At 70.0% G+C, this 12485-nt stretch carries 14 protein-coding genes; 3 read left to right on the plus strand and 11 right to left on the minus strand.

The genetic code is table 11. From position 1 onward, the window contains the following. Nucleotides 1–152 precede the first annotated feature (152 nt). Complete coding sequence (locus ASG28_RS06890; protein ID WP_054147271.1) at nt 153–485, plus strand: DUF1844 domain-containing protein; 333 nt, start codon at nt 153–155, stop codon at nt 483–485. 96 nt (nt 486–581) lie between these two features. On the opposite strand, the gene ASG28_RS06895 is transcribed toward ASG28_RS06890, so the two are convergent. The 6 genes from ASG28_RS06895 to ASG28_RS06920 form a co-directional block, all read right to left on the minus strand. Next, nucleotides 582–1385, minus strand: a complete 804-nt coding sequence (locus ASG28_RS06895) for an SseB family protein (RefSeq protein WP_055973408.1) — start codon at nt 1383–1385, stop codon at nt 582–584. Further along, complete coding sequence (priA, locus tag ASG28_RS06900) at nt 1385–2131, minus strand: bifunctional 1-(5-phosphoribosyl)-5-((5-phosphoribosylamino)methylideneamino)imidazole-4-carboxamide isomerase/phosphoribosylanthranilate isomerase PriA (protein WP_055973411.1); 747 nt, start codon at nt 2129–2131, stop codon at nt 1385–1387. Before priA ends, ASG28_RS06895 begins: the two co-directional genes overlap by 1 nt. Before the next feature lie 67 nt (nt 2132–2198). Continuing rightward, nucleotides 2199–2837 (minus strand): imidazole glycerol phosphate synthase subunit HisH, encoded by a 639-nt coding sequence (gene hisH, locus ASG28_RS06905; protein WP_055973414.1) that lies wholly within the window; start codon nt 2835–2837, stop codon nt 2199–2201. Continuing rightward, complete coding sequence (gene hisB / locus ASG28_RS06910; RefSeq protein WP_055977124.1) at nt 2834–3451, minus strand: imidazoleglycerol-phosphate dehydratase HisB; 618 nt, start codon at nt 3449–3451, stop codon at nt 2834–2836. The genes hisH and hisB overlap by 4 nt, the downstream gene beginning before the upstream one ends. Nucleotides 3452–3456: 5 nt before the next feature. Then, a complete protein-coding gene (locus ASG28_RS06915; RefSeq protein ID WP_055973416.1) occupies nt 3457–4542 on the minus strand; it encodes a histidinol-phosphate transaminase in 1086 nt (361 codons plus the stop codon). A 101-nt stretch (nt 4543–4643) separates the two neighbouring features. Next, on the minus strand, nt 4644–5012 hold the full coding sequence (locus ASG28_RS06920) for a LysM peptidoglycan-binding domain-containing protein (RefSeq protein WP_055973419.1): 369 nt from the start codon (nt 5010–5012) through the stop codon (nt 4644–4646). Between the two features lie 272 nt (nt 5013–5284). Here ASG28_RS06920 and lexA point away from each other — a divergent pair, with 272 nt between their 5' ends. Next, nucleotides 5285–5998 carry a transcriptional repressor LexA gene (gene lexA, locus ASG28_RS06925; RefSeq protein WP_055973421.1) on the plus strand — a complete coding sequence of 238 codons (714 nt, stop codon included), beginning with the start codon at nt 5285–5287 and terminating at the stop codon, nt 5996–5998. Between the two features lie 99 nt (nt 5999–6097). On the opposite strand, the gene hflX is transcribed toward lexA, so the two are convergent. Next, on the minus strand, nt 6098–7645 hold the full coding sequence (hflX, locus tag ASG28_RS06930; RefSeq protein ID WP_055973424.1) for a GTPase HflX: 1548 nt from the start codon (nt 7643–7645) through the stop codon (nt 6098–6100). Between the two features lie 76 nt (nt 7646–7721). Between hflX and ASG28_RS06935 the strand changes: the two genes are divergently transcribed. Then, entirely contained in the window at nt 7722–8342 is a 621-nt protein-coding gene (locus ASG28_RS06935) for a class I SAM-dependent methyltransferase (RefSeq protein ID WP_055973427.1), read from the plus strand. A 41-nt stretch (nt 8343–8383) separates the two neighbouring features. Here the strand turns inward: ASG28_RS06935 and dapF are convergent, their stop codons facing one another. Genes dapF through ASG28_RS16645 form a run of 4 tightly spaced genes read right to left on the minus strand, consistent with a single transcriptional unit; the run spans nt 8384 to nt 12209 of the window. Then, nucleotides 8384–9262 (minus strand): diaminopimelate epimerase, encoded by an 879-nt coding sequence (gene dapF, locus ASG28_RS06940; RefSeq protein WP_055973430.1) that lies wholly within the window; start codon nt 9260–9262, stop codon nt 8384–8386. After that, nucleotides 9259–10170: a tRNA (adenosine(37)-N6)-dimethylallyltransferase MiaA gene (miaA, locus tag ASG28_RS06945; protein ID WP_055973433.1), complete on the minus strand. Its 912-nt coding sequence runs from the start codon at nt 10168–10170 to the stop codon at nt 9259–9261. The genes dapF and miaA overlap by 4 nt, the downstream gene beginning before the upstream one ends. A 1-nt stretch (nt 10171) precedes the next feature. Beyond that, nucleotides 10172–11749 carry a tRNA (N6-isopentenyl adenosine(37)-C2)-methylthiotransferase MiaB gene (miaB, locus tag ASG28_RS06950; protein ID WP_055973436.1) on the minus strand — a complete coding sequence of 526 codons (1578 nt, stop codon included), beginning with the start codon at nt 11747–11749 and terminating at the stop codon, nt 10172–10174. Between the two features lie 37 nt (nt 11750–11786). Continuing rightward, the gene (locus tag ASG28_RS16645) at nt 11787–12209 is read right to left on the minus strand and encodes a regulatory protein RecX (protein ID WP_162235702.1); all 423 of its coding nucleotides are present in this window, start codon (nt 12207–12209) and stop codon (nt 11787–11789) included. Nucleotides 12210–12485 lie beyond the last annotated feature (276 nt).

Below are 12485 nucleotides of genomic sequence, written 5' to 3' on the forward strand. Positions count from 1 at the left end.
AGCAGACGCTCCGAGCCTGGACGAGTTTAGCAGAGGATCAGTTCGTGAGCCACTCCCCCGACGACGCACCCATTCCCGACGCCCGCTTCGGCGATCCGGCACCGGCCACGTCGCCCGAATCCTCCCCCGCGACGGCGCGGTTCGAGGACGACCTGCGGTTCGGTGACGACGCCGCACGCGACATCGCGGACGTCAACGCGGTCGAGGTGATCAACACGGTCTGCGTCCACCTGATGAGCGCAGCCGCGGTCAAGGTCGGCCTGGCCGACGACCCGCAGCGACAGACCGACCTCGACGAGGCCCGCAAGCTCATCACCTCGCTCGCCGGGCTCGTGACCGCCAGCGCTCCCGAGATCGGCGACCAGCACGCCCGCGCGCTGCGCGACGGCTTGCGATCGCTGCAACTCGCCTTCCGCGAGGCGTCGGCCATCCCCGACGCCATCGGTCAGGGGCCCGGCGAGAAGTACACCGGCCCCGTCAACTGACCGGCACGTCGGACACCACCGGCCCCGTCGACCGAACAGCGCGTCGAGCACCGCCGGCACCTCGTGCACGACGTGGCCGCTCGAGCGGCGGGCACCTCAGCCCGGTACGACCTTGACCGCCATGCTGTCGACCCGGTCGACGATCACCGGGTCGGCGGCCCAGGCCGCCTGCAGTCGCTGCAGCAACGACTGCAGGGCGTCCCGGTCGAGGCCGGACGTCACGCCCAGCTGGACGACGATCTCGGGGGCACCGAGCCGGGCGTCTCGATAACCGGGCGCGACGACCAGGCTGACCAGCGCCTCCTCGTCGCGTGACGCGTCGAGGAACGCACGCAGGACGTCCTCGTCGTGGTGACTCGGCACCCACGGCAGGTCTTGCGCGACCGCCCAGACGGCCGGACGACGCAGACCGAACTCGGTGATCGATCCGGGGTCGATCACGATGCGGTCGGTCGACTCCGAGGCGGCCGCGAGGGCCACGCGCCGAGCCTCCACCGGCACCGGTCGGGCCGCAGGACGCCAGCGCGTCAGGGTCTCGACCGAGGTGAAGGCCGGCAAGACGTCGCGGCCGTCCGGACCCGAGACCGTGACGATCGAGAGCTCCTGCGTCTTGTCGACACGGCGGCCGTGGTCGTCGAGACCCTCGTCACCCGCCACCGCGACCAGCGGCACGAGCAGACGAGCGGGACGCAGGGCGTCGACGACCTCGCTCTCGCCGAGCCGCCCCTCGCGGAACCCGAGGAGGGCGTCGAGCAGCCTCGGGTCGGCGGACCCGTCGTCGCCCGCGTGGGCCGTGTCGTGGTGGTCGAAGGTGCGTCCCGCCCAGGGCCGCCCGGCGCTGTCGGCGCCGTGGCCGGGATCGTCGGGGGCGTGCCCCGGTTCGTCCGGCACGGTCGTCATCAGTTCGACGCGACGTCGAGGGCAGCGGCGAGCGTGAACGCCCCCGAGTAGAGCGCCTTGCCGACGATGGCGCCCTCGAGCCCCTGGGGCACGAGCTCGCGCAGGGCCGCGAGGTCGTCGAGGCTCGAGATGCCGCCCGACGCGATCACCGGACGGTCGGTGTGTTCCATCACCTGCCGCAGCAGGTCGACGTTGGGCCCCTGGAGCGTGCCGTCCTTCGTCACGTCGGTGACGACGTACCGCGCACAACCGGCCTCTTCCAGCCGCGCGAGGACCGTCCAGAGATCGCCGCCCTCTTCGGTCCAGCCCCGTGCCGCCAGCGTCGTGCCGCGGACGTCGAGCCCGACGGCCACCGCCTCGCCGTACTCGGCGATGACGTGGGCGGCCCATTCGGGGTTCTCGAGGGCCGCCGTGCCGAGGTTGATGCGCTTCACGCCGGTGCTCAGCGCGTCCTCGAGGGACTTGTCGTCGCGGATGCCACCGCTGAGCTCGACGTTGACGCCCTTGACCTGCTTGATGACCTTCTTGATCACGGCACGGTTGTCACCTCGCCCGAAGGCGGCGTCGAGGTCGACCAGGTGCAGCCATTCGGCGCCCTGGCTCGCCCAGTCGTCGGCTGCCGAGACCGGGTCGCCGTAGTTCGTCTCGCTGCCGGCCTCACCCTGGGTCAGGCGCACGGCCTGACCGCCCGCCACGTCGACGGCGGGGAACAGGGTCAGGGCGGGGGTGGTGCAGAACTCGCTCATGTCGTCTCTCTCACGGTGCCGGGGCACCGCAGGGTCAGGAGGCGCGATCGGGTCGGTCGCGTCGGGGTCAGAGGGTGCCGAGCCAGTTCGAGAGCAACCGGATGCCCGGCTGCCCCGACTTCTCGGGGTGGAACTGCGTCGCCCAGAGCGGGCCGTTCTCGACGGCGGCGACGAAGCGGCCGCCGTGGTCGGCCCAGGTCACGTGCGGCTCGGTGAAGGGACGGATCACGTCGAGCGACCACTCTTGCGCGGCGTACGAGTGGACGAAGTAGAACCGCTCGTCGGCGACTCCGTCGAACAGCACGCTGCCCTCGGGCACGTCGACGGTGTTCCAGCCCATGTGCGGCAGCACGTCGGCCTTCAGCTCGTCGACCACGCCGGGCCACGCCCCGAGGCCACCCGTGCTGTTGCCGCGTTCGACGCCGCCCTCGAAGAAGACCTGCATGCCCACGCAGATGCCCATGACCGGACGCCCGCCGGCCAGCCGCCGGTCGATCAGCTCGCCACCGCGCACGGACTCGAGCTGACTCATGACGGCCGAGAACGCGCCGACACCGGGGACGAAGAGGCCGTCGGCCGCCTGTACCCGGGCACGGTCGGCGGTCAGCTCGACGTCGGCGCCGGCGAGCTCGAGTGCCTTGACAGCCGAGTGGACGTTGCCGCTGCCGTAGTCGAGGACGACGACGGAGGGACGGGCGCCCGTCACAGGGCACCCTTCGTCGACGGGATGCCACTGACGCGCGGGTCGGGCTGGACGGCCTGACGGAGCGCCCGGGCGAACGCCTTGAACTCGGCCTCGGCGATGTGGTGCGGATCTCGCCCGCCCAGCACGCGGACGTGCACGGTGATGCCGGCGTGGAAGGTGATCGCCTCGAAGACGTGACGGACCATCGAGCCGGTGAAGTGCCCGCCGATGAGGTGGTACTCGAACCCCTCGGGCTCACCCGTGTGCACGAGGTACGGACGCCCCGACACGTCGACGACCGCCTGCACGAGGGCCTCGTCGAGCGGGACGAGCGCGTCGCCGTAGCGCGAGATGCCGGACTTGTCGCCGAGCGCCTGCTTCAAAGCGGTGCCGAACGTGATGCCGATGTCTTCGACCGTGTGGTGCACGTCGATGTGGGTGTCACCCGTCGCCGCGACGTCGAGGTCGATCAACGAGTGCTTCGAGAGCGCCGTCAGGAGGTGGTCGAAGAAGGGCACCGACGAGTCGATCGTCGATCGGCCTGAGCCGTCGAGATCGAGGGCGAGCGTGATGCTCGACTCGCTCGTGGCACGCGAGAGGGAGGCGGTACGGGCGGCACTGGTCGTCTCGGTCACGTCGGTCACGAAGAGAGCCTAATGTCGCGGAGCGCCTCGAGGAACGCGGTGGTCTCGGCCTCGGTGCCCGCACTGACCCTCAGGTGGTTCGGGATGCCGAGGTTGCGGACGATGACACCCCGCTCGAGCAGGCGCTCGAAGACGTCGGTGGGGTCGTCGACCCCGCCGAAGAGGACGAAGTTCGACCACGTGGGCCACGGCTCGTACCCGAGTTCGGTCAAGTCGTGCACGATGCGATCACGCTGGGCCTTGATGTCGTCGACCATGGCGAGCATCTCGCTCGCGTGCGAGAGCGCTGCGACGGCCGCCGCCTGCGTCAGGGACGAGAGGTGGTACGGGAGGCGCACGAGACGCATCGCGTCGGCCACGGCCGGGTGCGCGGCCAGGTAGCCGACCCGGGCACCGGCGAACGCGAACGCCTTGCTCATCGTGCGGGACACGATCAGCCGCTCGCGGCCTGCCAGCAGGGTCAGTGCCGTCGGCTGATCGGCGGGCATGAACTCGGCGTAGGCCTCGTCGACGAAGACGATGCCGTCCGTGGCGTCGTAGGCAGCCTCGATCGTGGCGAGATCGAGGGGGGTACCCGTGGGGTTGTTCGGCCCGCAGAAGAAGACGATGTCGGGACGGGTGCGTTCGATCTCGGAGACCGCGGTCTCGGGTGAGATGCGGAACCCCTCGTCACGGCGACCCTCGACCCACCGACTGCCGGTGCCCGTGGCGATGATCGAGTGCATCGAGTAGGTGGGAGGAAACCCCAGGACGGAGCGGCCCGGGCCGCCGAAGGCCTGGAGGAGCTGCTGGATGACCTCGTTGGAGCCGTTCGCCGCCCAGATGTTGTCTCGGGTGAGACCGTGCCCGAGGTAAGCCGCGAGCGAGTCACGCAACGTCGTGAACTCGCGATCGGGGTACCGGTTGACGTCGAGGACCGCCCGGGCCACCGACTCGACGATGTCGCGAGCGACGTCTTCGGGAATGGGATGCGTGTTCTCGTTGACGTTGAGAGCGACCGGGACCTTCTTCTGGGGAGCGCCGTACGGCGTCAGTCCCCGGAGGTCGTCACGGATGGGCAGGTCGTCGAGACTGAAGGACACCCCACCATCGTACGGGTGGGCCGACGGGGTGTCGGCTCGGTCACCATCGCGCAGACACGACGCCGACGGGCCGGATCGCCCGCCTCGTCGGCGACGGCGCTTCAGCGGGCGTACTGAGCGGGGACGGCGAGGCTCTGACCGGCGGAGACCTCGGCGCTAGGAAGGTTGTTGAGCGAGACGAGGTCGGCGATGACGTCGCGGGGATCGGCATCGGGGTCGATCTCAGACGCGACCTGCCAGAGCGTCTCGCCGCCGTCGACGGTCACGTGCTGGAACTCGGTGCGACCCGTCGTGTCGGACGCCACCGCGCCGCCTCCGTTGAGGACGAGCGCGCCTGCCACGACGACGAGCGGGACCGCCACGAGCGCGGCGACGACCGCACGGCCCCGTCGGGTGATGCGCAGACGCGTGCGCACGACTCGGGTCGAGTCGACGGGGGACGCAACTGCTGATGCTGAGGTGACGCTCATGAGGTGGTCCTTTCACCGTGGAAGACAGGGGACGAGTTCGTGCCCGGCACTCGGCCGGGAATGCCGGACACGAAGACGTGTTCCGAACATACATTCGATTGCCGACGCTTTCAACCCCTGTGATGGCTGATCCAGGTCGGAATCGATGCGGATCGGGGAGCGAGAACGCGACACACTCGAACATGTGTTTTGTCGACACGGCCTGATCGGATACGGTTTCGATCGGTGGTAGGAGTCAAACAGGGACCACCGACATCGACGGCAGGAGACCCATGAGCGACCCGAAGCGCACCCCGCAGGCGGCCCCCGACGCCCCCCGTCAGCTCGATCCCGGCGTCCTCCCCCGCAAGGAGTTGACGGCGAAGCAAGCGTCGATCCTCGCCGCGATCACCGAGAGCATCGGTCACCGCGGGTATCCGCCGAGCATGCGCGAGATCGGCGACGCCGTCGGCCTCAAGTCCCTGTCGAGCGTCACGCACCAGCTCAACCAGCTCGAACTAGCCGGCAAGATCCGCCGTGACCCCAACCGACCCCGAGCCCTCGAGGTCCTCGTGGACGCCACGGCGCCGGCGACTCCCCCGGCGACCGTCTTCACGACGAGTGACGACGGCGACACGGCTCACGTCCCCATGGTCGGACGGATCGCCGCCGGCATCCCCATCACAGCCGAGCAGCAGATCGAGGACGTGATGCCCCTGCCGCGTCAACTGGTCGGCAAGGGCGAACTGTTCATGTTGCGGGTGGTCGGCGACTCGATGATCGACGCGGCCATCTGCGACGGGGACTGGGTCGTCGTGCGGCAGCAGCAGGACGCCGAGAACGGTGACATCGTCGCGGCCATGCTCGACGACGAGGCGACCGTCAAGGTGTTCCGCCAGCGAGACGGCCACACCTGGTTGCTTCCCCGCAACAGCGCCTTCGAGCCCATCGTCGGCGACCACGCCCAGATCGTCGGCAAGGTCGTCGCCGTCCTGCGGTCGGTCTGACAGGCGCACCCCCGACTCACGCGCCACCCGGCACACGACGAAGCGCCGACCACCTCGAGGTGGTCGGCGCTTCGTCGTATGACGATCCGGGACTCGGCGTCAGCGGCCGACGCCCACGGGTGCGACATAGGGCGTGAGCCCGGCGACGTCACTCGGGTACACCCGGGCGTGGACCCGGGTGCCCTCTTCTTCGTAGTCGGTGCTGACGATGCGTCCGGAGTCGTGTAGGTGCGAGACCACGTCGCCGCGGTCGTACGGCACCAGCAGGTCGAGTTCGATCTCGGGCTCCGGCAACACGGCCGCGATGCGGGCGAGGAGCTCGTCGATGCCCTCGCCCGTCCGAGCCGAGACGAAGACCGCCGTCGGTTCGAGCCCGAGCAGGACGAGACGCTGGTCGTCGTCGACGAGGTCGCTCTTGTTGAAGACGACGATCTCGGCGATGTCACGACCGTCGACCTCGGCGATGACGTCGCGGACGGTCGCGAGCTGGGCTGCAGGGTCGGGGTGCGACCCGTCGACGACGTGCACGATCACGTCGGACGCCTCGACCTCTTCGAGCGTCGACCGGAACGCCTCGACCAGCTGGTGAGGCAGGTTGCGCACGAATCCGACGGTGTCCGCGTACGTGAAGGGACGGCCGTCCGTCGTCACGCTCTTGCGGACCGTCGCGTCGAGGGTGGCGAACAACGCGTTCTCGACCAGGACGCCCGCGCTGGTGAGCCGGTTGAGCAGGCTGGACTTGCCCGCGTTGGTGTAGCCCGCGATGGCGACCGTGGGCACCTCGTTGCGGTCGCGGTTGGCCCGCTTGGCGTCGCGGGCCGGCTTCATCTCTTTGATCTGTTTGCGGAGCCGGGCCATGCGGGTGTGGATGCGGCGCCGGTCGAGCTCGATCTTGGTCTCACCGGGCCCGCGGCTGCCCATTCCGGCACCCGCGCCTCCGACTTGCCCACCGGCTTGGCGCGACATCGAGTCGCCCCAACCGCGGAGGCGCGGCAGCAGGTACTCGAGCTGGGCCAGTTCGACCTGCGCCTTGCCCTCGCGGCTCTTGGCGTGCTGGCTGAAGATGTCGAGGATCACGGCGGTGCGGTCGATGACCTTCACCTTGACGACGTCTTCGAGGGCGCGCCGCTGGCTGGGGGCCAGCTCGGTGTCGGCGATCACGGTGTCGGCACCGAGGGCTGCGACCGTCCCCCGGAGCTCTTCGGCTTTGCCCTTGCCCAGGTAGGTGCTCGGGTCGGGATTCGGTCGTCTCTGCAGCAGCCCGTCGAGGACGACGGCACCCGCCGTCTCGGCGAGGGCGGCGAGCTCACGCAGGGAGTTCTCGGCGTCGGACATCGAACCCTGCGAGTACACGCCGATGAGGACGACGTTCTCGAGGCGCAGTTGGCGGTACTCGACCTCGGTGACGTCCTGCAGTTCGGTCGAGAGGCCCGCGACGCGGCGCAGGGCCTGGCGGTCGTCGCGCTCCGACTGGTCGCCGTCGGAGCCGCCGTCGTCGTGGAGCGAGCGGGTCTGGATGGCCTGGGCCGGAGAGAAGACGGTGTAGCCGGAGGCCCTCTGGGCCGCACGATCGAGGACGCGCGCGACGACGTCGTCGGGCTGGTCGTTCCGCTCGGAGTCGAGCGGTGTCGTGGTGTGGTCTGTCATCGGGGTGATACTAACCCTTTCGGTGTGCGGAGAGCAGGGAACGACGCCCCTGCGGATGTTCGGTAGGTTGGCGAGCATGGCCAGCGAGCACTACTTCTCACCCCAGCCCGGCAGCGCGGCCAAGCCCAGGACGATCGACGTCGTCCTCGCGGGACGTGAGTTGACGCTCACCACGGCCGCGGGGGTGTTCAGCCCGGGCCGCGTCGACCCGGGCACCTCGGTGCTGCTTGCGGGCACGCCGACGCCGCCGAGGGCGGGCCATCTGCTGGACGTCGGATGCGGTTGGGGCCCCATCACACTGAGCCTCGCGTTGTCGTCACCCGACGCGACGGTCTGGGCCGTCGACGTGAACGAGAGAGTGCTCGACCTCGTGCGCGCGAACGCACGGTCGAGCGGCCTCGAGAACGTCAACGCCGTGACCCCCGACGATGTTCCCGCCGACCTGCGCTTCGCGACGATCTGGTCGAATCCGCCGATCCGGGTCGGCAAGGCGGAGCTGCACTCCCTGCTCGAACGGTGGCTCCCCCGACTCGACGTGGGATCGGACGCCTGGCTGGTCGTGCAGAAGAACCTGGGGGCCGACTCCCTGCAGCGCTGGATGAACGAGACCATGGCCGGCGTCGTGGACGTGACCCGCGCCTCCACCAGCAAGGGGTACCGGATCTTGCGCGCCGAGCGCCTCATCGACCCCGACTGACCGGAGGCGCTGGGCGGGCCTCGACGTCGCCCCGGTCGACCTCAGAGGTCGAGCGCGCCGGTGAAGACGAGTTCGGCCGGCCCGCTGAGCGAGACGTGCTCGCCGTCGTCGTGGTGGCTGATCGAGACGCCCACGACCCCGCCGGGAACGTCGACCAACCAGCCCTCGGGTGCCGAGGCCCCAGCCCAGTACCGCGTGGCCAGGGCTGCCGCTGCCGCACCGGTGCCGCACGAGAGCGTCTCGCCGCTGCCGCGCTCGTGGACCCGCATGCGGATGCGCCCGAGCCCGTCGACCACGAGCGGATCCGCGGGAACCACGAACTCGACGTTCGCCCCGCCGGCCGGAGCCGGGTCGATGATCGGCACGTAGGTCAGGTCGAGGCCGTCCAGTTCGTCGTCACCGGCGAGGGCCACCACCACGTGGGGGTTGCCGACCGAGATCGGCAGGCCCGGACGGGCGGCGTGCAGTTCGCGCGCCCGGACGACCGGATCGTCGTCGCCGAGTCGCCAGGGCCCCAGATCGACGCGGAAACCCGTGCCGTCGCGACGCACCTCACGAGCGCCGGCCCGCGTGCCGACGACGAGCACGTCGTCCTCGCCCAGCTGGACCAGCCCCCGCTCGAGGAGATAGCGCGCGAAGACGCGGATGCCGTTGCCACACATCTCGGCTGGACTGCCGTCGGCGTTGTGGTAGTCCATGAACCACTCGGCGCGCGGCTCGGCCTCGAGCAGGGCCGCCTCGGTGGAGAGCGCCGCTGTACGGACCGCACGGATGACACCGTCGCCGCCCACCCCGAACCGCCTGTCGGCCAGGGCCCGGATCATGGCGGGCGTCAGGTCGGTGCCTGCGTCGGGATCGGTGAACAGGACGAAGTCGTTGCCGGTGCCCTGACCCTTGGTGAACTGCAGCGTGGTGGTCACCCGAGGAGTCTAGCCACGGCCCGGTCGACGGCCTGGGCGTCGCCCGAGCGAGACCACTCGACGTCGTCGTACCGGCGGAACCAGCTCGCCTGACGGCGAGCGTAGCGACGCGTGAGGGCCGCCGTGGCCTCGATCGCCTCGGTCTCGGCGAGTTCACCCCGGATCTGGGCGACGGCCTGCGCGTAGCCGATCGCCCGGCCCGCCGTCACCCCTCGCTCGAGCCCGAGGGGAAGCAGACCCCGGACCTCGTCGACGAGACCGTCTCGCCACATCCGGTCGACGCGTCGGTCGAGACGTTCGACGAGCACGGGGCGCTCTTCCGCGACGCCGAAGACGCTCGACGGGCGCCACGGCGACGACTTCTCGGGGAGGGTTCCCGAGAGAGGGCGCCCGGTGAGGTCGCCCACCTCGAGTGCCCGGACGAGACGCCGAGCGTTGGAACGACCGATCGAGGCGGCCGACACCGGATCACGCTGACTCAACAGGTCGTACAGAGCCCCGGGCCCCCGCTCGTCGGCGATCGCCTCGTATCGACGCCGGATCACCGGGTCGGTGCCGGGGAACCGGAAGTCGAACAACACGCTCGAGACGTAGAGGCCGGACCCGCCGACGAGGACCGCCACCGCCCCACGGGCCACGATGCCGTCGATCAGGGCTCGAGCCTCGCGCTGGTACCACTCGACGCTCGCCTCGTCGGTGACGTCGAGGACGTCGAGGAGATGGTGCGGGACGCCTCGTCGTTCGGCGGCGGGCAGTTTCGCCGTGCCGACGTCCATGCCGCGGTAGAGCTGCATGGCGTCCGCGTTGACGATCTCGACGGCCTCGCCCCGGGCTGCCAGCGCCTCGGCGAGGTCGAGTGAGAACGCCGACTTGCCCGTGCCGGTCGCCCCGACGATCGCGACCAGCACGTCAGCGGAGGTCGTCGGTCGTGCTGTAGATCGGTGTGGTCGCCACCCGAAGCGTGGGGAGCCCGAGGCTCACCCTCGCCGGCCGAGCCGAGGAGGCGCGGGTCGCGTCACCGGCGGACGGCACCCCGCACGAGGCGGCCTGCGCGGCATCCCAGGCGTCGCCCGCGCGCGTGCGACGGACCTCGAAGAGGGACCCGGGCCCGTCGACCGCATCGGCCAGCAGGTAGAACGCTGCGGCGTCGGTGACGCGCACGCTGACGACGTCGCCGGGGCGCGGAACGGCCCGACCCGGCGGCACCTCGAAGTGGACGAGACGGCTGTCTTCCGCACGCCCCGAGAGACGGTGGGTGGAGGCGTCTTTCCGTCCCTCGTCGGTGGCCACGAGGACGTCGACGGTCCGGCCGACCTGACGACGGTTCTCTTCGGCCGAGATGCGGTCCTGCAGAGCGGTCAGCCGCTCGAACCGTTCTTGCACGACGGCCTTCGGGATCTGGTCGGCCATCTCGCCCGCCGGCGTCCCGGGGCGCACGGAGTACTGGAAGGTGAATGCCGAGGCGAACCGGGACCGCTCGACGACCCTGAGGGTCTCGGCGAAGTCCTCCTCGGTCTCACCCGGGAATCCGACGATGATGTCGGTGCTGATCGCGGCGTCGGGCATGGCCACCCGCACACGGTCGATGATGCCGAGGAACTTCTCGCTGCGGTAGCTGCGCCGCATGGCCCTCAGCACGCGGTCGGAACCCGACTGCAGGGGCATGTGCAACTGCGGCATGACGGCAGGCGTCTCGGCCATCGCGGCGATCACGTCGTCGGTGAAGGACGCCGGGTGCGGGCTGGTGAACCGCACCCGCTCGAGCCCGGGGATCGCACCGACGGCACGCAGCAGCTTGCCGAAGGCGAACCGGTCGCCGAACTCGACACCGTACGAGTTGACGTTCTGCCCGAGCAGCGTCACCTCGACGGCACCGTCGTCGACGAGCGCCTGCACCTCGGCCAGGATGTCACCGGGACGGCGGTCCTTCTCCTTGCCGCGGAGCGACGGCACGATGCAGAAGGTGCAGGTGTTGTTGCAGCCGACCGAGATCGAGACCCAGCCGCTGTGGGTGGAGTCGCGCTTGGTCGGCAGCGTCGAGGGGAACACCTCGAGTGCCTCGAGGATCTCGAGCTGGGCCTCGTCGTTGTGACGCGCGCGCTCGAGGAGCGTGGGCAGGGCACCCATGTTGTGCGTACCGAAGACCACGTCGACCCACGGCGCCTTGTCGAGGATGACGTCCTTGTCTTTCTGGGCGAGACACCCGCCGACGGCGATCTGCATGCCCTCGTGCTTCTTCTTCTGGCCGGCGAGCGTCCCCAGCGTGCCGTAGAGCTTCTTGTCGGCGTTCTCGCGCACCGCACAGGTGTTGATGACGACGATGTCCGCCTCGGCTCCGTCGGCCGGTACGTAACCAGCCGCCTCGAGCGAGCCGCTGAGACGCTCGGAGTCGTGGACGTTCATCTGGCACCCGAAGGTGCGGACCTCGTACGTACGGGCCGGACCGTCGACCGACGAAGGGATGGGGGTGGTGGCGACCGTCGTCATGGTGACTCAGTGTAGATCGCCGCCACCCCCGAGCCGGTCACTCGAAGCGGACGCCGCCGCGGCCGCTGCCACCACGGGGCAGGGCCTTCTCGATCGCGCGACGGACGACCTCGGAGCGATACCCCCGGCGCATCAGGTAACCGTTGAGACGACGTTCGGCCGTCTCGCGGTCGAGGCCGCGCAACGATCCTGCGCGTTTGCGAGCCCACTCGTCGGCACGCTCTTGCTCTTCGTCGTCGTCCGTGTCGGACAGGGCCTCGTCGATGATCGACGGGTCGATGCCCCGGGCGCGGAGTTCGGATGTGACAGCGCCCCGGCCGAGACCCTTTCGTTCTTGCTTCGACCGGATCAGGGTGGCGGCCAGTTCGGTGTCGTCGAGGAGACCGACCCGCTCGAGACGAGCGATCTCGTCGGCCACGACCGATTCGTCGAGATCGCGGGAGAGGAGCAGCTTCTCCATCTCGTGAGACGACACTCCCCGGCGCGAAAGGGCGTGCAGGCTGACGTTCTCGGCGCGTCGCTGCTGCGCTTCGAGGTCTTCGGGCCCGTCGTCGGGTTGGTCGTCGAATCCGGTCGCCTTGGGCCGGCCGGCAGCCCCCGCCCGAGAACCTCGAGCGGACGGATGGTCGCCATCCGAGGCCACGGATGTCACACCGCCGGCCCAATGAGAGCTGATGGCCGTCAGGACGGCCTCGGAACCGCTCGTCGTCTGATCGGAAGCCTGGCGATCGGTCGT

Origin of the sequence: Frigoribacterium sp. Leaf415 (assembly GCF_001424645.1) — a bacterium.
Classification (GTDB): domain Bacteria; phylum Actinomycetota; class Actinomycetes; order Actinomycetales; family Microbacteriaceae; genus Frigoribacterium.